The 19,706-nt window shown below is 68.7% G+C and carries 14 protein-coding genes; 11 read left to right on the plus strand and 3 right to left on the minus strand.

The window, feature by feature from the left end; genetic code table 11:
• The first annotated feature begins 74 nt into the window (after positions 1-74).
• Positions 75-1,724 (plus strand): IclR family transcriptional regulator, encoded by a 1,650-nt coding sequence (locus tag ACM6JT_RS10085; RefSeq protein WP_414856397.1) that lies wholly within the window; start codon positions 75-77, stop codon positions 1,722-1,724.
• Positions 1,725-2,532: 808 nt separating this feature from the next.
• On the opposite strand, the gene ACM6JT_RS10090 is transcribed toward ACM6JT_RS10085, so the two are convergent.
• Positions 2,533-3,015 (minus strand): Lrp/AsnC family transcriptional regulator, encoded by a 483-nt coding sequence (locus tag ACM6JT_RS10090; RefSeq protein ID WP_034179616.1) that lies wholly within the window; start codon positions 3,013-3,015, stop codon positions 2,533-2,535.
• 287 nt (positions 3,016-3,302) lie between these two features.
• On the opposite strand from ACM6JT_RS10090, the gene ACM6JT_RS10095 reads away from it, so the two are divergent.
• The 3 genes from ACM6JT_RS10095 to ACM6JT_RS10105 all read left to right on the plus strand — a co-directional run bounded on the left by ACM6JT_RS10095 (position 3,303) and on the right by ACM6JT_RS10105 (position 6,865).
• Entirely contained in the window at positions 3,303-3,995 is a 693-nt protein-coding gene (locus ACM6JT_RS10095; protein ID WP_414856398.1) for a LysE family translocator, read from the plus strand.
• Between the two features lie 294 nt (positions 3,996-4,289).
• Positions 4,290-4,718, plus strand: coding sequence for a YqaA family protein (locus tag ACM6JT_RS10100; protein ID WP_034179618.1), 429 nt, complete (start codon positions 4,290-4,292; stop codon positions 4,716-4,718).
• A 164-nt stretch (positions 4,719-4,882) separates the two neighbouring features.
• Positions 4,883-6,865, plus strand: a complete 1,983-nt coding sequence (locus ACM6JT_RS10105; RefSeq protein ID WP_414856399.1) for a Cache 3/Cache 2 fusion domain-containing protein — start codon at positions 4,883-4,885, stop codon at positions 6,863-6,865.
• A 49-nt stretch (positions 6,866-6,914) separates the two neighbouring features.
• Here ACM6JT_RS10105 and ACM6JT_RS10110 read toward each other — a convergent pair whose 3' ends face one another.
• Positions 6,915-8,567, minus strand: a complete 1,653-nt coding sequence (locus tag ACM6JT_RS10110) for an acyl-CoA synthetase (protein ID WP_105389954.1) — start codon at positions 8,565-8,567, stop codon at positions 6,915-6,917.
• Between the two features lie 168 nt (positions 8,568-8,735).
• Here ACM6JT_RS10110 and ACM6JT_RS10115 point away from each other — a divergent pair, with 168 nt between their 5' ends.
• The 7 genes from ACM6JT_RS10115 (at position 8,736) to ACM6JT_RS10145 (ending at position 18,616) form a co-directional block, all read left to right on the plus strand.
• The gene (locus tag ACM6JT_RS10115; RefSeq protein WP_034179621.1) at positions 8,736-9,491 is read left to right on the plus strand and encodes a Crp/Fnr family transcriptional regulator; all 756 of its coding nucleotides are present in this window, start codon (positions 8,736-8,738) and stop codon (positions 9,489-9,491) included.
• 229 nt (positions 9,492-9,720) lie between these two features.
• Positions 9,721-12,969 carry an efflux RND transporter permease subunit gene (locus ACM6JT_RS10120; protein WP_414856400.1) on the plus strand — a complete coding sequence of 1,083 codons (3,249 nt, stop codon included), beginning with the start codon at positions 9,721-9,723 and terminating at the stop codon, positions 12,967-12,969.
• 38 nt (positions 12,970-13,007) lie between these two features.
• A complete protein-coding gene (locus ACM6JT_RS10125) occupies positions 13,008-14,237 on the plus strand; it encodes an efflux RND transporter periplasmic adaptor subunit (protein ID WP_105389952.1) in 1,230 nt (409 codons plus the stop codon).
• 5 nt (positions 14,238-14,242) lie between these two features.
• Positions 14,243-15,748 (plus strand): efflux transporter outer membrane subunit, encoded by a 1,506-nt coding sequence (locus ACM6JT_RS10130; protein ID WP_414856401.1) that lies wholly within the window; start codon positions 14,243-14,245, stop codon positions 15,746-15,748.
• Between the two features lie 22 nt (positions 15,749-15,770).
• Positions 15,771-16,466, plus strand: coding sequence for a heavy metal response regulator transcription factor (locus tag ACM6JT_RS10135; protein ID WP_034179625.1), 696 nt, complete (start codon positions 15,771-15,773; stop codon positions 16,464-16,466).
• Positions 16,463-17,929 carry a heavy metal sensor histidine kinase gene (locus tag ACM6JT_RS10140; protein WP_414856402.1) on the plus strand — a complete coding sequence of 489 codons (1,467 nt, stop codon included), beginning with the start codon at positions 16,463-16,465 and terminating at the stop codon, positions 17,927-17,929. The genes ACM6JT_RS10135 and ACM6JT_RS10140 overlap by 4 nt, the downstream gene beginning before the upstream one ends.
• Positions 17,930-18,028: 99 nt before the next feature.
• Positions 18,029-18,616, plus strand: a complete 588-nt coding sequence (locus ACM6JT_RS10145) for a LysE family translocator (protein ID WP_414856403.1) — start codon at positions 18,029-18,031, stop codon at positions 18,614-18,616.
• A gap of 137 nt (positions 18,617-18,753) precedes the next feature.
• Here ACM6JT_RS10145 and ACM6JT_RS10150 read toward each other — a convergent pair whose 3' ends face one another.
• Positions 18,754-19,599, minus strand: coding sequence for an AraC family transcriptional regulator (locus ACM6JT_RS10150; RefSeq protein WP_414856404.1), 846 nt, complete (start codon positions 19,597-19,599; stop codon positions 18,754-18,756).
• Between the last annotated feature and the right edge of the window lie 107 nt (positions 19,600-19,706).

The following is a 19,706-nucleotide window of genomic DNA, read 5'->3' on the forward strand; positions in this document are numbered from 1 at the left end:
GGGTAAACCTGCGGGCTGGCGCGATAAATGGCGTCGGATACCATGCGGGGTTTCGTCAACGGAAGATTCATCGCGTGCAGAACCACGAAGTCAGCGCGGACGATGCGCCGCCCAAGGCGCAGCGCGGGATCCAGAGTGTCGAGGTCGGCGGCCGGCTGCTCGACGCGCTCGCGCGCCGGCGCAAGCCGCTCGGCCTGTCGGAGCTGGCCGCGGCAGCCGACCTGTCGACCGCGCAGGCGCACACCTATCTCGTCAGCCTGACGCGGCTCGCGCTCGTGAAGCGCGACGCGATCACCGGCAACTACGAGCCGGGCCCGTTGTCGTTGCGGCTGGGGCTGATGTCGATCGAGCGCCAGCCGGCCTACCGTGCGGCGCTGCCGCACGCGGCGCGGCTCGCGGAAGCGGTGGGCTTGAGCGTCGCGCTGTCGGTGCCGGGCGTGCTCGGCCCGACGATCGTGCGCATCGAGCACGGCGGCTATCCGCTGCACGTGAACCTGCACGTCGGCTCGGTGATGTCGCTCGATACGACGGCGACGGGCCGCGTGTTCCGCGCGTTCGGCGATCCCGCGCAACTCGACGCGATGGCGGCCAGCCAGGCCGGCGCGGGCGACACGCTCGCGGGTGCCGAAGGCACGCAACCCGCGCAGGATGCCGGAGCGCAACTGGCCGAACTCGACACGATCCGCGCGCGCGGCATCGAACGCAGCGTCGACCGGCCGAGCCCCGGCGTCAGCGCGATGTGCGTGCCGGTATTCGACACGCACGGGCGCCTGCAGCTCGCGTTGACGGTGATCGGTTCGAGCGGGTCGATCGATGTCGGCTGGGATGGCCCGATCGCGACCGCGTTGCGCGATGCGGCACGGCAGGCCACCGCGTCGCTCGGCGCGGCAGTTTCGGAACCGCCGCCCGCCCCCTCGGCGGGCGCACCGCGCGTGCCGCCCGCGCTGGCCGACGACGCGAAAGCGCAGCGCGGAATCAACGCGCTCGACAGCACCGGCGAGCTGCTGCTCGCGCTGGTATCGGCGGGCCGTGCGCTGCCGCTGCGCGATCTCGCGGCGGCAGCCGGCATGCCGGCGGCAAAGGCGTTTCCGCATCTCGTCAGCCTGCAGAAGATCGGCCTGCTGAGCCGCGACGACGCCGGCTGCTTCGACGGCGGCCCGCTCGGGCAGGCGCTCGGCCTGATCGCGATGCAGCGCGTGTCGCCGACGCGCGACGCGGAAGCCGAGATCGTCGCGCTGGCCGCCGCGACCGACATGAGCGTGGCCGCCGCGACGCTCGGGCCGCTCGGCCCGACCGTGATCCGCCTCGAGGAATCGGCGCGGCCGCAGCACGTGAGCCTGCAGGTCGGCACCGTGATGTCGCTCGTCAATACGGCGATCGGGCGGATCTTCGCGGCCGGCATGTCCGACGACGTGCTGGCCGACCTGCTCGCCGACGAGCCCGTACGCCTCGCCGGCAGCGGCCCCGCGCAGGCCGACGACGCATTCCGCGCGCGGCTCGCGGCGATCCGCGCGGACGCGCTCGATTTCGCGTTCGACGCGCCGGTGCCGGGCATCGCGACGGTCGCCGCACCCGTGTTCGACCACACCGGCAGCATCCGGCTCGTGATCGCGATCATCGGCTCGTCGCGCGGCTTCCCGCGCGGGCCGGACAGCGACCTCGCGCAGACGTTGCTCGCCGCGACGCGGCGGCTGTCGTGGCGGTTCGGGTGGATCGGCCGGTAATCGGCGCGTCGCCGCTGCCTTCCACCCCTTCGCTCGATTCCCCTCTCTTTCTCCTTGCAAGGCCGTGCTTGCCGCGGCCTCGTCGCGCCTATCCGCGACCGGACGGACCGCCCCAATTCATGTTGCGAAGCAGCAACACAAATTGTCAGTAATTCTCATATAACGAAATCGCATTTCACAAAGCGGCGACGTTTCGCTATGATTAGGGTTATCCCTAACTCGCCACCTATATGGGGCTTCGTCATGCAAACGTCTAATGTCTCCGATCGTTCCACCCAATCCACTGGCTGGCTCGCACGTGTTGGCGAGCTGCTTGCAGAAGCCTGGCAGCTCCACCTCGAGAACTGCGAAGTCATCGCCGAAGCACACGCGCGCCTTCCGCGCTAAGCGGAACGACCGGCCGCGAGCCGGCGGCACGACAACCTGCCTGATCCGCTTGCCGGGACGCGCGCCGCAAGGCCGCTGCGTCCGGCATCGGAATACCGCGCAGGTCGTGTGGAAACAGGCCGGGCTTGTTCCGGCCGAATGCGCTCCCCGCGTCGGAAGCTCGTCGAGATCGCTTTGAGGTCCGGTGCCGATCGGTATCGGCGCGGTTTTGTCTGCCGGTTGCCCGGACGGGCTACCGTTATCCGGTCGGCGCGCGATTGCGCCTGATCGTTGCGGACGGAAGATTCATCCGTTTTGTCTGCCCGCGCGCGGCTCCACGCCGAACGCCTTCCCTGGCGGCCGATCGCCGGATTTCTCCGCGCCATCGCGCAGTTGCATGCGCCGTCGTTTCAACGACGGCCGCGCCTCCTTCTCCGCCCCCTCACACCTGGATCGAAGGCACATCCTTCATGCAGCGCAACGCGAACATCGAGCGGCTGTGACGGATGCTCGAAATCTTGTACAGCTTTTCGCGCAGGAACCGCTCGTAGCCGGCCGTGCCGTCCACGGCGACCTTGATCCAGTAGTCGTATTCACCCGACACCAGATACGCCTCGAGCACTTCCGGCAGCGCCGCCAGTTCCGAGCCGAAACGCGCGAGCGCGTCGTCTTCGTGGCGATCGAGCGTGACTTCGAGGATCACGATGTCCGCATAGCCGAGCATGCGCTGGTTGACCAGCGCGACGTAACCGTCGATGTAGCCGTCGACTTCGAGCTGCCGCGTGCGGTTCCAGCACGCGGTCGTCGACATGCCGATCTGTTCGGCCAGTTCGGCGTTCGACAGCCGTGCATTTTTCTGCAATGCACCAAGGATCTTGCGGTCCTGATTGTCGAGCGTTTTAGGCGTGCGTTCGCGGGTAGCCATGACGAGAAGAATCTTCTACTGAAAATCGTCATTCTATCTGAACAGGATTCCGGTTTCAGGCCCGTTTTACTGGAAAACAGGAAGCCTTTTAACCGGCCCGCTTGATACATTTTCTCCATGCCTGTTGCCCGGCACGCTCCCCGCGACAACCCCTTCGCACCGGGACGCACGGCCGCAATCACGAGTTGCGGTGCCGGACAAGCAGGCATGCGATTCCCCGCCGCCCGCACGCCTATCCGACCGCGTGCGGAGCCCGTGCCTGCATCCCCGTTCTCGCACTTCCCGTCATGTCGTTCAGGCTTTATCTGTCGTTCCTCGCTGCTTCCGTCGTTCTCATCTACGCGCCCGGCCCCGTCAACCTGCTCACGATGAACCAGGCGCTGCGCGCCGGCTGGCGCCGCGCGCTGCCGTGCGTGTGGGGCGGCACGCTCGCCGTGCTGCTGCAACTCGCGCTGACCGCGCTGTGCCTGAATTCGCTGGTTCATATCGACGAACACGCGCTCACCGTGCTGCGCTGGGCCGGCGCCGCGTATCTCGTGTGGCTCGGTGCCAAGCAATGGCTCGGCCGCTCGCCGGTCAACGCGCCCGCGGCTTTGACGGAAGCCGATGCCGATGCCGATGCCGCGGCCGCGGCCGGAGCCGGAGCCGGAGCCGCGATCGTCCCGCAGGACGCCGACACCGGACGCGCGCTGTTCTGGCGCGGCGTCGCGACGTCGGGCCTGAATCCGAAGACACTGCTGTTCTTTCCGTCGTTCTTTCCACAGTTCATCAGCCCGAATGCCGACTGGAGCCTGAACCTTCAATACCTGCTGCTCTCCGCGACGTTCGCGCTGCTGTTCGCGGGCGGCGTCGCGTCGATGGCACTGTTCTCGCACCGGCTGAGCCGCGCGTTGCAACGGCCGGCGCGGATGCGCGCGATGAACCGCGTGACGGGCGGGCTGCTCGTCGGGATGGGCGCGATCATGGTCGGCTGGAACTGAGCGAGCAGCGCAACCTCGAACGGCCGCGGCTGCTGAAACCCGATACGGTTTTTCCGCCGCCGCAGCTCGCGGGCGCGCTCAACGACGAACCCGTCGGCAAGTTGGTGATCTCGCATCTACTGTTCGGGACCGCCGATGCCTCCTGCCCTAGTGAACCGCTGACCCAGTGAGCCGTTGAGCCGTTGAGCCGTTGAGCCGTTGAGCCGTTGAGCCGTTGAGCCGTTGAGCCGTTGAGCCGTTGAGCCGTTGACAGGATGACCCGAGCGGCCGGCATACGGCCGGTACAATCGCGCGATGTCCGAATTGCTCACTTACGGCGGCCTGTTCGCCGTGTCGATGGTCGCCGCGACCCTGTTGCCGCTCCAGTCCGAAGCCGTGCTCGCCGGCCTGCTGCTCGCCGGGCGCGAACCCGTGTGGGCGCTGGTGCTCGTCGCGAGCATCGGCAACGTCGCCGGCTCCGTGATCAACTGGGCGCTCGGGCGCGGCATCGAGCACTTCCGCGATCGCCGCTGGTTTCCGGTCAAGCCATCCGCGCTCGCGCGCGCCGAGCGCTGGTATGCGCGCTACGGCCGCTGGTCGCTGCTGCTGAGCTGGGCGCCGGTGATCGGCGATCCGCTGACGATGATCGCCGGCGTGCTGCGCGAGCCGCTGCCGACCTTTGTCGCGATCGTCACGCTCGCGAAGGTCGGCCGTTACCTGGCCGTCGCGTGGCTCGTGACGTAATAACGGTACTGACGGTACTGACGCGACCTTTCCTCCGTCGCTGGCGCCTGCTCGCGCCGCCACCGGCTCCGCACCGCTAAAGAATTCGCCGAAGCTGCCGTATTCCTTACGGTGTGCGGTGACGCGTGCGTTCCGCCCCTCTCCCTCCCCACTCAGGATGCCGTATGAGATTGACCCAATTGGGCCGGGTGAGCGTCGGCGCGCGTCTTGCCGCGCTGGCGTGCGCGCTCGTTGCACTGCTGTTCACCGTTTTCGCGTGGGCGCTCGCCCATTTCGCCAGCCAGCAACTCGCGGACGAGGCGCACGCGCGAATCGCCGACAAGGAGCAGTCGATCCGTGCGATGGTCGAGATGTTCGACAAGGCACTGTCGGCCGAAGCCAGTCGCTCGATGTCGCTGTTCGCGAGTTTCCTGCCGGCCGATTTCTCGCTCGACCCGGCGCGCACCGTCGACATCGGCGGCGTCGCCGCGCCCACGCTGTCCGCGGGCGGCCAGCCGCTCGACCTCGACTACTCGATTCCCGACCAGTTCCTGAAGAAAAGCGGCGCGATCGCGACGATCTTCGCGCGCGACGGCGACGATTTCGTGCGCATCACGACGTCGCTGAAGAAACAGGACGGGGCACGCGCGGTCGGCACGCGCCTCGATCGCGCGAGCCCCGCGTACGCGCCGCTCGTCGCCGGGCGCAGCTACACGGGCCTCGCCAAACTGTTCGGCCGGCAGTACATCACGCAGTACAAGCCGGTCACCGATGCAACCGGCCGCGTGATCGGCGCGCTGTTCGTCGGTCTCGACGTCGGCGCGGAGTTGCAAGTCGTCCAGGACGGCATCCGTGCGTTGAAGGTCGGCGAGAACGGCTACTATTTCGTGCTCGACGCGTCGCCGGGTGCATCGCGCGGCACCTTCGTCGTCCATCCCGACGCAGCCGGCCAACGCGCCGACGACGCGCGCGCGCCGTACACGCAGATGCTCGCGGCCGGCCACGGCCGGCTCGCGTATACGTCGGCCGACCCGGCCGCGCACGACAGCCAGCCGACCGCGAAGTTCGTGTCGTTCACGACGATTCCGCAGTGGCAGTGGCTGGTCGGCGGCATCGCAATCGACGACGAACTGCTGGCCGGCATGCGCACCCTCCGCGACCGCTTCCTGATGATCGCCGGCGTGCTCGTCGCGGCGTTCGCGGCGCTGTTCGTCGTGGTCGTGAAGCGCGTCGTGAGCCGGCCGCTCGATGCGGCGGCACGCGCGTCCGAACGCTACGCGGCGGGCGACCTCAGCGTGCGGATTCGCGACGGCGAGGCGACACGCGGCGCCACGCGCAACGACGAGATCGGCCGGCTCGTGCAGGCGGTCGACGGGATCGGCGACGGCCTGGCGCGGATCGTCGCGCAGGTGCGCAGCGGCTCGGCCGACATCGCGCGCGGCATGGTCGGCATCGCGGCCGGCAGCGGCGACATCGCCGCGCGGATCGCGACGCAGGCGAGCAGCGTCGAACAGACGGCGGCCAGCATGGAGCAGATCACGGCCGCCGTGCAGCAGAACGCCGAGCACGCGGCGCAAGCGAATGCGCTGGTCGCGAACGCATCGACCGCCGCGACCGACGGCGACGCGGCGGTGCAGCGCGTGGTCGCGACGATGGACGAAATCGGCCGCGCAACGCGCCGGATCGCCGAAATCACGGGCGCGATCGAAGGCATCGCGTTCCAGACCAACATCCTGGCGCTGAACGCTGCCGTCGAAGCCGCGCGCGCGGGCGAGCACGGCAAGGGCTTCGCGGTGGTCGCGGCCGAAGTGCGCGCGCTCGCGCAGCGCAGCGCGGCCGCGGTCAAGGAAATCGACGCGCTGAGCGCCGAATCGTCGACGACCGTCGAACAGGGGTACCGAATCGCGGACGCGGCGCGCGGCACGATGCGCGACATCGTCGCGCGCGTCGATCAGGTCCGCACGCTGATCGGCGAGATCAGCGCCGCGTCGCGAGAGCAATCGACCGGCATCGAGCAGGTGAACCAGGCCGTCACGCAGATCGGGGAAGCCACGCAGCAGAACGCGACGCTGATCTCGGACGCCGAGCGCGCGGCCGTCGCACTGCGCGACCAGGCCGCGCAACTGTCCGAAGCCGTCAGCGTGTTCCGGCTCGAGCGCGACGCATGAGCGTCGACCAGCGGCGGCCGGTGGCCGGTGGCCGAGGGCCGCCCGCCGTCTACTTCTTGTCGCCCGCCAGGTCGATCGCCTTGTCCGACCCGACCGCATTGCGCAGCTGGAACTTCTGGATCTTGCCGGTCGACGTTTTCGGCAGCTCGCCGAAGCGCACGACCTTCGGCACCTTGAAGCCCGCGAGCAGTTGCCGGCAGTGCGCGACGATCTCCTCCTCGGTCGCGCGCGCGCCTTCGCGCAACTCGACGAACGCGCACGGCACCTCGCCCCATTTCGGGTCGGGCATCGCGACGACGGCCGCAACCGCGACGGCCGGATGCCGGTACAGCGCGTCCTCGACCTCGATGCTCGAGATGTTCTCGCCGCCCGAGATGATGATGTCCTTGCGGCGATCCTTGATGCGGATATAGCCGTCCGGTGTCAGCACGCCCAGATCGCCGGTATGGAACCAGCCGCCGTGGAACGCCTCGTCGGTCGCGTGCGGGTTCTTCAGGTAGCCCTTCATGCAGATGTTGCCGCGGAACATGATCTCGCCGAGCGTCTCGCCGTCGGCCGGCACCGGCGCCATCGTGTCGGGATCGAGCACCGTCGCGCCCGCTTCGAGGTGGTAGCGCACGCCCTGGCGCGCATTGAGCCGCGCGCGCTCTTCATCCGGCAGCGCTTCCCAGTGCGCCTGCTTCGCGCACACGGTCGCGGGGCCGTAGACCTCGGTCAGCCCGTACACGTGCAGCAGGTCGAAACCGATCTCCTTCATCTTCGCGATCACCGCCGGCGCGGGCGCCGCGCCCGCGACCATCGCGTGCACCGTGTGGTCGATCCCTTCGCGGAATTCGGCCGGCGCGTTCGCGATCGCGCTCTGCACGATCGGCGCGCCGCAATAGTGCGTGATGCGTTCGCGGCGAATCAGGTCGAATACCGTCTTCGCGTCGAACCTGCGCAGGCACACGTTCACGCCCGCGCGCGCCGCGACGGCCCACGGGAAGCACCAGCCGTTGCAATGGAACATCGGCAGCGTCCACAGATACACCGCGTGCTTCGGCATGTCCCATTCGAGGATGTTGCTGATCGCCGCCAGATACGCGCCGCGATGGTGGTAGACCACGCCCTTCGGGTCGCCGGTCGTGCCGGACGTGTAGTTCAGCGCGATCGCATCCCATTCGTCGGCGGGCGGCGTCCATGCGTAGTCGGCATCGCCGCCGGCGATGAACGCTTCGTAGTCGGTCGCGCCCGCGAACCGGTCGGGATCGGCCGGCATCGCATCGGCGACGCTGACGATCTTCAGGCCCGGCACCTCGAGCGCAGCACGATGCGCGAACTCCGCGTATTCGGTATCGACGATCAGCACCTTCGCCTCGCCGTGACGCAGCATGAACAGCACCGACGGCACGTCGAGCCGCGTGTTGATCGTGTTGAGCACCGCGCCGGCCATCGGCACGCCGAAGTGCGCCTCGACCATCGCGGGGATGTTCGGCAGCATCGCGGCGACGGTGTCGCCGCGCTCGACGCCGGCCCGCGCGAGCGCGCTCGCCAGCTGCTTCGCGCGCGTGTAGGTCTCGCCCCACGTGCGCCGCACGTCGCCGTGCACGATCGCGAGGCGCTCGCCATAGACTTCCGCCGTCCGGACCAGGAAGTCGATCGGGGTGAGCGGTACGTAATTGGCATCGCGGCGGCCGAGCCCGGCCTCGAACATCTGCGTCATGATCCTGTCTCCCGTGTTCTGTCGACCGGGGTGCATGCACCCCGGATCGTTTTGATGTGGTTCAATTGCCGACAGCCTAACGGGCGTTATTGTGAGCCGTCTGTCATCGAAACGACAGAGTGCCTTTCGAGCGCTGCGCGTTATCCCTAACCTCGCAAACCCGCACCCATGCACGACCACCACGTTGCGCCGCCCGACGCGGCCGCCCTCCCGGCCGACGCGCTTCCCGAACCGGGCCCGCTGCCGGCGCTGTCGACGCTGTTCGGCCAGTGCGCGTGGTTCCGCACGCTCGCACCCGAGCACCAGGCGCTGGTGCTCGCGCAGTCGCACGTCGAGCAGTGCGAGGCCGGCGACGTGATCGCGCACCGGCTCGCGCCGTCCGAATACTGGATCGGCGTGCATCGCGGGCTGCTGAAGCTGGCGATCTTCAACGCGTCGGGGCGCGGCTGCACGTTTTCGGGCGTGCCGTCGGGCGGCTGGTTCGGCGAAGGCAGCGTGATCAAGCGCGAGCTGCGCAAGTACGAGGTCGTCGCGATCCAGCGCTCGACCGTGCTGTTCGTGCCGGTCGACACGTTCCATGCGCTGCTCGACACGAGCCTGCCGTTCACGCGCTTCGTGATCCACCAGTTGAACAACCGGATGGGCGAATTCATCGCGTCGATCCAGAACAGCCGGCTGCTCGACGTCGACGCGCGCGTCGCGCAGTCGCTCGCGCAGCTTTTCAACCCAGCCCTGTACCCGGACACCGGCCCGTCGCTGTCGATCTCGCAGGAGGAACTGGGGATGCTCGTCGGCGTGTCGCGGCAGCGGATCAACCAGGCGCTGCAGCAGCTCGAGAAGCTCGGCGCGCTGCGGCTCGCGTACAACCAGATCGAGGTCGTCGATCTGGGTGCGCTCGCGCGCTTCGGGATGGAGCAGATCTGAGCGCGGCGCGATGAGCGAAACCGCCACCGGCACGACGTACGCTGACGTTGCCGCAGCCGTTCGCGGGTCGCAGCGGGCGCACGTATTTCGTCAGCAGAATCGGCCGGCGGCGACCGCGCGCCCAACCTGACAATTCCGCCAGTTTCGCGACAGTAACCCGTTCCACGCCGACGCCTATCATTCGGGTTCCCTTCACCGACGCCTGATCAACGCCTGTCCCGCTGCCTCCATGTGGATCGTCAATCTCGCGCTCAGGCGCCCCTACACGTTCATCGTCATGGCCATCATGATCGTGCTGGCCACGCCGCTTGCGCTGATGCGCACGCCGGTCGACGTGCTGCCCGCGATCAACATCCCCGTGATCAGCGTGATCTGGAATTACAGCGGCTTCTCCGCGACGGAGATGACGAACCGCATCACGGCCGTGCATGAACGGATCCTGACGACGACCGTCAACAACATCCAGCATGTCGAGTCGACGTCGCTGCCCGGCATCGCGGTCGTGAAGGTGTTCCTGCAGCCCGGCGCGAACGTGCAGACGGCGATCGCGCAGACGGTGTCGTCCGCGCAGGCGATCGTGCGGCAGATGCCGCAGGGCGCGACGCCGCCGCTCGTGATCACCTATTCCGCGTCGAGCATCCCGGTGATCCAGCTCGGGCTGTCGAGCACGACGCTCAGCGAACAGTCGCTCGCGGACATCGCGCTGAACTTCCTGCGCCCGCAACTGATCACGATTCCCGGCGCGCAGGTGCCGTTCCCGTACGGCGGCCGCACGCGCGTGGTCGCGATCGATCTCGATCCGCAGGCGCTGCTCGCGAAGGGCCTCACGCCGGCCGACATCGTCAACGCGGTCAACGCGCAGAACCTCGTGCTGCCGACCGGCACCGCGAAGATGGGCCAGACCGAATACCGGATCGACACGAACGCGTCGGCCGATACGGTCGCCGACATCAACAACCTGCCGATCCAGACCGTCAACGGCGCGACGACCTACCTGCGCGAGGTCGCGGCCGTGCGCGACGGCTTCGCGCCTCAGACCAACGTCGTGCGCCAGAACGGCCAGCGCGGCGTGCTCGTGTCGATCCTGAAAAGCGGCGACGCGTCGACGCTCAAGGTCGTGTCGGACCTGAAGGCGCTGCTGCCGAAGGTGATCCCGACGCTTCCCGAAGGGCTCACGATCACGCCGCTGTTCGACCAGTCGGTGTTCGTCAACGCGGCCGTGCAGGGTGTGATCCACGAGGCGCTGATCGCCGCCGTGCTGACCGCGATGATGATCCTGCTGTTCCTCGGCAACTGGCGCAGCACGCTGATCATCGCGATCTCGATTCCGCTGTCGATCTTCACGTCGCTGATCGCGCTGTCGGCGCTCGGCGAGACCATCAACATCATGACGCTCGGCGGGCTCGCGCTCGCGGTCGGGATCCTGGTCGACGACGCGACCGTCACGATCGAGAACATCGAGCGGCACCTGCATCTCGGCATGCGCCGGGCCGCCCCAAGCGTGCCGAGCGCCCCCCTCGGGGGGCAGCGACCGAAGGGAGCGTGGGGGTCGTCGTTCAGTACGAACCTGCATGAGGCGATCCTCGAAGGCGCCGGCGAGATCGCGGTGCCCGCGTTCGTGTCGACGCTGTGCATCTGCATCGTGTTCGTGCCGATGTTCTTCCTGACGGGTGTCGCACGCTTCCTGTTCGTGCCGCTCGCGGAAGCCGTCGTGTTCGCGATGCTCGCGTCGTACGTGCTGTCGCGCACGCTCGTGCCGACGCTCGCGATGCTGCTGTTCCGCCCGCAGCAGGCGAGCACCGGCCCCGATCATGCGACATCGCGTTTCGCGCGCCTGCATCATGCGTTCAACGACGCGTTCGAGCGGCTGCGCGCGTGGTACATCGTGCTGCTGAGCATGCTGCTCGTGCGGCGCCGCTTCTACGCGATGTGCTTCCTCGGCTTCTGCGTGCTGTCGACGGGCCTCGTGTTCGCGCTGGGCCGCGACTTCTTCCCGAATGCAGATTCCGGCAACATCCGGCTGCACCTGCGCGCGCCGACCGGCTACCGGATCGAGGAAACCGCGCGCCTCGCGGACCAGGTCGAACGCGTGATCCGCGAAGTCGTGCCGCCCGACGAGCTCGGCGCGATCGTCGACAACCTCGGCCTGCCCGTCAGCGGCATCAACCTGTCGTACAGCAATGCCGGCACCATCGGCACGCTCGACGGCGAGCTGCTGATCGCGCTGAAGCCAGGCCACCGCACGACCACGCATTACGTACAGACGCTGCGCAAGCTGCTGCCCGAACGCTTCCCGGGCGTCGAATTCTTCTTCCAGCCGTCGGACATCATCACGCAGATCCTCAACTTCGGTCAGCCGGCCGCGATCGACGTGCAGGTGCTCGGCAACGATCTCGCGAGTAACATGACTATCGCGAGCAACCTGATGAAAAAGATCAGGCAAATCCCCGGCGCCGTCGACGTGCACGTGCTGCAACGCAACGACGAGCCGACCCTGCTGGCCGACATGGATCGTACGCGCATGCAGCAGCTCAACCTCTCCGCGCAGAACGTCGCGCAGAACATGCTGATCTCGCTGTCCGGCAGTTCGCAGACGACGCCGTCGTTCTGGATCAACCCGAAGACGGGCGTCCAGTACCCGCTGCAGATCCAGACCCCGCAATACAACATCTCGTCGGTCGACGACCTGCTCGGCACGCCGATCTCGGCCAGCGGCCGCACCGGCATGCCGCTGCAACTGCTCGGCAACCTCGTGCAGGTGCGCACCGCCGCGAATCCGGCCGTGATCACGCACTACAACATCCGCCCGGCGATCGACCTGTACGTGAGCGTCGAGGGCCGCGACCTCGGCTCGGTCGCGGGCGAGATCGACCGCATCGTGTCCGACACGCGCGCGAGCCTGCCGCGCGGCACCGAGCTGACGATGCGCGGCCAGATCGAGACGATGCGCACGTCGTATATCGGCCTCGGCGCGGGTGTCGCGATGGCGATCGTGCTCGTCTACCTGCTGATCGTCGTCAATTTCCAGTCGTGGCTCGACCCGCTGATCATCATCAGCGCGATGCCGGCCGCGCTCGCCGGCATCGCGTGGATGCTGTTCATCACCGGCACGCACCTGAGCGTGCCCGCGCTGACGGGCGCGATCATGACGGTGGGCGTCGCGACCGCGAACAGCATTCTCGTGGTGTCGTTCGCGCGCCAGCGGCTTGCCGCCGGCGCGCCGCCGCTCACGGCCGCGCTGGAGGCCGGCGCGACGCGGATCCGGCCGGTGCTGATGACGGCGCTCGCGATGATCATCGGCATGGTGCCGATGGCGCTCGGTCTCGGCGAAGGCGCCGAGCAGAACGCGCCGCTCGGTCGCGCGGTGATCGGCGGGCTGCTGTTCGCAACCGTTTCGACCTTGCTGTTCGTGCCGCTCGTGTTCGGCGGCGTGCATTCGCGGCTGGCCCGCCGGCGCGCGCGCCAGGCCGGACACTGACTTTCGCCCATAGACCCGGTTGAATTTTGGTTGAATTCATGGAAGAGAAACATCACAGCTCCGTCGGCATTCAGGTGGACGAACACGGCATGCACCTGCCGACGCGCACGTCGGTGTCGCGGCGCGGGCGAATCGTGCTGATCGTGATCGGCGTGCTGCTGGCCGCCGGCGCCGCGCGCACGATCGTCGTCAACGTGCTGAACCGCAACCGGCTCGACGCGGTCGCCGTGCAGAACACGCGCCAATACGTGAACGTCGTGCGCCCGACCGATGCGGCCACCGGCGGCAAGCTGACGCTGCCCGGCACGCTGCGCGGCTTCGTCGAGGCGCCGATCTACGCACGCGCGAGCGGCTATGTGCTGCGCTGGCAGGCCGACATCGGCGCGCACGTGAAGCAGGGGCAAGTGCTCGCCGAACTCGACACGCCCGAGCTGAACCAGGAACTCGCGCAGGCCACCGCGCAGCGCCAGCAGGCGCAGGCGGCGCTCGCGCTCGCGAAGACGTCGTTCGACCGCGCGCAGCAGTTGCGCCAGCGCGATGCGGTGTCGCAGCAGGAACTCGACGATCGGCAAGGCGCGTTCAACCAGGGCACCGCGAACCTCGCCGCGGCCGACGCGAACATGCGCCGGCTCACCGAACTGAAGGGCTTCCAGCGGATCGTCGCGCCGATCGACGGGATCGTCACGCAGCGCAACGTCGACGTCGGCGATCTCGTCAGCTCCGGCAACGCGGGCCGCTCGCTGTTCACGGTCGTGCAGGCCGACCGGCTGCGCCTCTACGTACAGGTGCCGCAGGCGTATGCGCAGCAGGTGAAGGTCGGCCAGCACGTGAGCGTCGCGCAGTCCGAGCTGCCGGGCCGAAGCTTCGACGGCACGATCACGCGCACGTCCGGGTCGATCGATGTCGCGACGCGTTCGCTGCAGATCGAGATCACGCTGCCGAACCCGGATGCACGGCTGCTGCCCGGCGCATACGTGCAGGCGACGCTGCCGATGACGCCGGTCGGCCGCCTGCAGATCCCGGCCAATACGCTGCTGTTCCGCGCCGAAGGCCCGACGGTCGCGACCGTCGACGCGAACGGCCAGGTCCGCCTGAAACCGGTGACGGTCGTGCGCACGATCGGGCAGACGCTCGAAGTCGACGGGCCGATCACGCCGAACGACCGCCTGGTCGCGAACCCGAGCGACGCGCTCGCGAACGGCGACCCGGTCGTCGTGTCGACGCCGGCGGCCAAACCCGCATCGGCCGTCGCGGGGGCAAAGTCGTGATCGCGATGCGCGCCCGCGTGCGGCCCGCGGCGCTCGCCGCCGTCATCGCGGCAACCGCCCTCGCCGGCTGCACGGTCGGCCCCGACTACCGGCGCCCGGCCGTCGATACGCCGGCCGCATGGCGGCTCGACCCGGCCGACGCGTACTGGCACCCGGCCGCGCCGGCCCGCGCGCCGCTCGATCCGGCATGGTGGACCGCGTTCGGCGATCCGCAGCTCGACGCGCTCGAAACCGACGCGCTGCGCAACAACCAGAACCTGAAGGCCGTCGCCGCGCGCTACGACCAGGCGAAGGCGACGCTCGCATCGGTCGCGTCCGCGCAGTATCCGGCGGTCGGCCTGAACGCGAGCGGCCAGCGCTTCAAGATCTCCGCCGACCGGCCGCAGACCAACTACGCGACGCGCAGCATGTCGACCGTGCAGAACGAGATCCAGGTCGGCGCGAGCGTCAGCTACGAGCTCGACCTGTTCGGCCGCGTGCGGCGCAGCGTCGAATCCGCGCAGGCGAACACCGAGCAGGCGAACGACGATTTCGCGAACGCGCGCCTCGTGCTGACCGCCGATCTCGCGTCGAGCTATTTCGCGCTGCGCGAACTCGATAGCGAGATCGACGTCGTCAAGCGCTCGATCGACCTGCAGCAGAAGGCGCTCGACTACGTGAGCGCGCGCCACGAACTCGGCGCCGTGTCGGGCCTCGACCTGCTGCAGCAGCGCTCGCAGCTCGACGCGACGCGCACGCAGGCACAGTTGCTGATCCGGCAGCGCGCGCAGGTCGAAACCGCGATCGCGACGCTGGTCGGCACGCCGGCCCCCGAATTCTCGCTGCCGCCGCGCGTGGTGCCGATCAACGCGCCCGCGCTGCCGACCGGCATGCCGAGCGACCTGCTGCAGCGGCGCCCCGACGTCGCGTCGGCCGAGCGCGCGATGGCGGCCGCGAACGCGCAGATCGGCGTCGCGCGCGCCGCGTATTTCCCGCGCATCGCGCTGTCGCCGGACATCGGCTGGGATGCGACGCGCTTCGCGGGCCTGTTCACCGTGCCGGCGCTGCTGTGGTCGGTCGGCGCGTCGGTCAGCCAGCCGCTGTTCGAAGGCGGCAAGCTGAAGGCCGGCGTCGATTTCGCGCAGGCCGGTTATGCCGCTGCGCAGGCCAGCTATCGGCAGACCGTGCTCACCGCGTTCCAGGAGGTGCAAAATGCGGTGACGGGCCTGTCGGTGCTGGCCGACGCCGCGCAGCAGGCATCGGCGGCCGTCGACGACGCGCGCAAGCTCGTGTCGCTCGCGCAGGACCGCTACGCGGGCGGCCTGACGCCGTTCATCGACGTGCTGACGGCCCAGCAGCAACTGTTGACGAGCGAGCGCCAGGCCGTGCAGATCCAGGGCCAGCGTGCGACGCTCGTCGTCTTTCTCGCGAAGGCGCTCGGCGGCGGCTGGGACGGCGGCACGACGAGCGGCCCCGCGCCGTCCGACGTCGCGGCGGCCGGCCCGCAGCCCGCCGCAAGCGTCGGCCCCTAACCCGGTTACGCGGAACAACAACATGAAAGTCCTGATCGTCGAAGACGAACCGAAAGTCGTCGAATACCTGAAGAGCGGCCTGACCGAGGAAGGCTGGGTCGTCGATACCGCGCTCGACGGCGAGGACGGCGCGTGGAAGGCCGTCGAATTCGACTACGACGTGGTCGTGCTCGACGTGATGCTGCCGAAGCTCGACGGCTTCGGCGTGCTGCGCGCGTTGCGCGCGCAGAAGCAGACGCCCGTCATCATGCTGACCGCGCGCGACCGCGTCGACGACCGCGTGCGCGGGCTGCGCGGCGGCGCCGACGACTACCTGACCAAGCCGTTCTCGTTCCTCGAACTGATCGAACGGCTGCGCGCACTGACGCGCCGCGCGCGCGTGCAGGAATCGACGCTGATCTCGATCGGCGACCTGCGCGTCGACCTGATCGGCCGCCGCGCGACCCGCGACGGCACGCGGCTCGACCTGACCGCGCAGGAATTCCAGCTGCTCGGCGTGCTCGCGCGGCGCAGCGGCGAGGTGCTGTCGAAGACGACGATCGCCGAACTCGTGTGGGACGTGAACTTCGACAGCAACGCGAACGTCGTCGAGACGGCGATCAAGCGCCTGCGCGCGAAACTCGACGGCCCGTTCGCGGACAAGCTGCTGCACACGATCCGCGGGATGGGCTACGTGCTCGAGGCGCGCGAGGACGGCGACACCGAGAGGCAGGCATGAAACGCTCGATCGTCCTGCGGCTGTCGGCGATGTTCGGCATCGTGTCGCTGCTCGTGTTCACGCTGGTCGGCTGCGGGCTGTTCGTGATGATGGAGCGCCAGTTGTTCGCCGAGCTGCGCGCGACGCTCGATACGCGCACCAAGGTCGCCGAGATGATCGTGTCGCATGCGACGACGGCCGCGCGCGGGCGGCTCATGCAGGAAAAGCTGGCCGACCTCGAACCGCCCGACGGCTCGACGCGCTATCAGGTCGACAGCACGAACCCGGCATTTCGCTTCGGTACACCGGTGAACGGCGTGCCCGTCGATCCGCCGTTCGGCGCGTTCCAGCGCTACGCGCTGAACGACAGCAGCTACGACGTGATGACGAAGACCGTCACGGTCGCCGGCAACGGCGAGCGGCCAACGCTGAAGCTGATCGTCGCCAGTTCGTGCGAGCGCACGCAGCGGATGCTGCGCCGTTTCGGCTTGACGCTCGCCGCGCTGATCGCCACCGCCACCGTCATCACGCTGCTGCTGAGCCGCGCGGTCGCGCGCTTCGGGCTCGCGCCGCTCGACCGGCTGTCGCAGGACGCATCGGCGATCAGCCTCGCGAACCGCCGCCAGCGGCTGCAGACCGACGCGCTGCCCGCCGAGCTGCGCGATCTCGCCACGTCGTTCAACGGCGCGCTCGAACGCATCCAGCAGACCTACGCGCGACTCGAGGCCTTCAACGCGGATGTCGCGCACGAACTGCGCACGCCGGTCAGCATCCTGATCGGCCAGACCCAAGTCGCGCTGACGAGTCGCGATCGCTCGGTCGACCGGATGCGCCAGACGCTGCAGTCGAACCTCGAGGAATTCGAGCGGCTGCGCGTGATCATCAACGACATGCTGTTCCTGTCGCGCAGCGACCGCGGCGAACGCGCGACCGACCTGAAGGACGTGTCGCTCGCCGACGAAGTGCGGCGCATGCTCGACTTCCTCGAAATCCCGCTCGACGAAGCGCAACTGCGCGCCGAACTGCACGGCGATGCGCGCGCGGCCGTCGATCCGTCGCTGTTCCGCCGCGCGATGACGAACCTGCTGATCAACGCGATCCAGCATTCGGCGCCCGGCGCGACGCTGCACGTGACGATCGCGCGCCGCGACGCGCTCGTCGAAATGTCCGTTGCGAACCCGGGCGAGCCGATCGATCCCGTGCAGCGTTCGCACGTGTTCGAACGCTTCTACCGGCTCGAGGAAGCGCGCGCGAACAGCAAGGAAAACCACGGGCTCGGGCTGTCGATCGTCAAGGCCGTGGCCGAGATGCACGGCGGCAGCGTGTTCGTCGCATGCTCGGGCGGCATCAATACGTTCGGTTTCTCGGTGTCGACGCAATCCTGCGCGGGCGGCCCGCCGCGCCCGGCCGATGCAGGCGATGCAGCCGGCTCGGCCGATCCGCGCGACACGCGGCCGACTCACGCGCCGCGCGCGCTGCACTGACGGCGGCCGCGCGCCGCCGAGGGTTGTTTTCTTCAATACGGGCCGGTGCGGCTCCCGTAGTCTCGATGCGACTTTGAACATTTCGCATGGAGACACCTGATGAGCATGCTGGTTTCGATGGCCGCGTTCGCGCTCGCCTCGTCGATCACGCCCGGTCCCGTCAACATCGTCGCGCTCAGTGCCGGCGCACGCCACGGCCTCGGCGCGAGCCTGCGTTACGCGGCCGGCGCGACGCTCGGCTTCGTCGCGCTGTTCCTGCTGATCGGCCTCGGGCTGCACGCGGCGCTCGCGCGCTGGCCGATGCTGACCACCGCCACCCAGTGGTCGGGGATCGCGTTCCTGCTCTATATGGCGCTGCGGCTCGCGCTCGACGACGGCCGGCTGTCGGCCGACCCGAACGTGGCCGGCCCGTCGGCGGCGGCCGGCGCGGCGATGCAATGGCTGAATCCGAAGGCCTGGCTCGCGTGCGTGGCCGCGATGGGCGCGTATGCGGCCGATGGCGACCGCGCGCAGGTCTGGTTATTCGCCGCGCTGTATCTGGTGATCTGTTTCGCGTCGATCGCGTGCTGGGCGTATGCGGGCGCATCGCTGCGGCACCGGCTCGCGAATACGCGGCGGATGCGGCTGTTCAACCGCGCGATGGCGCTGCTGCTCGCGGGCAGCGCGCTTTATCTGCTCGACGTTTAGTGCCGTTGCTTCGATGTGTGGTCACGGCGCCGGTGCCGCCGGCGACCGATGATACGGGCCGTCGCCGGTCTGCGGTCTGCGGTCTGCGGTCTGCGGTCTGCGGTCTGCGACGCCGCCACCGCCCCACGGTTCGCCGCTCAACTCGCGGCGCTACGATACTGCCCGGGCGTCGCGGCCGCGATCCGCCGGAACGCGCGCTGGAAATGCGCCTGGTCCGCGAAGCCCGCGTCGAGCGCGACGTCGGCGATCGGCCGGCCGCGGCGCAGCTCCGTGCGGCCGTACTGCACGCGGCGATCGATCAGGAACGCATGTGGCGTCATCCCGTAGCGCGCGTTGAATGCGCGGATCAGGTACGACGGCGACAGGTCCGCCGCCGCGCAGATCGCATCGAGCGTGATGCCCTCGCGGCAATGCGCGGCGATGTAGTCGGCCGCACGCGCGAGTTTTGCGTTGTCGTCCGCGGGGCGCATGCCGGGCAGTTCGCGATCGAGCGCGCCGTGCAGTTGCGTGAAGAATTCGACCGCCGCGCTCTCCTTGCCGAGCGGATCGATGCCGGGCGACACGAGCGTGCGGTAGAAGCCGCCAAATTGCGCGAACAGGTCGCGCCGCTCCGTCAACTTCGGCGAAAAGCCGTGAAAATCGCGGTTCGGATCGCGACCCAGCGAATGCTGCAGCCGCGCGAGCCATGGCACGTCGACGTAGACCATCCGGTACGCCCATGCGTCGGGGCCGTACGGATTGCACGCGTGCACCTGCTCCGGATCGATGATCACGAGCACGCCGCGCCCGACGTGTTCGTTCGTCGCGCCGTTCACGTAGGTGCTCGTGCCGCCGACGATCGCGCCCAGCGAAAACGTGTCGTGCGTGTGCTTCACGTAGCAGATCGCGCGCCCGTCGTCGACGGTGCGCGCCTCGATGAACGGCAGCGCGGCATCGCGCCAGAACGGCGACGGCACGGCGGATCGGTTGGCGGTACGGCTCACGCTGCGGGCTCCTGGTTCGGGCGGCGAACGCTCACCGTACAAGACTGTGCGGGCCGATGCAACCGGCACGTTGCAGCTTCGAAGCCGAATCGCGCCGTTTCGCCTAA

It is taken from the genome of Burkholderia sp. IT-111MI5, assembly GCF_949752865.1.
GTDB lineage: Bacteria > Pseudomonadota > Gammaproteobacteria > Burkholderiales > Burkholderiaceae > Burkholderia > Burkholderia pyrrocinia_C.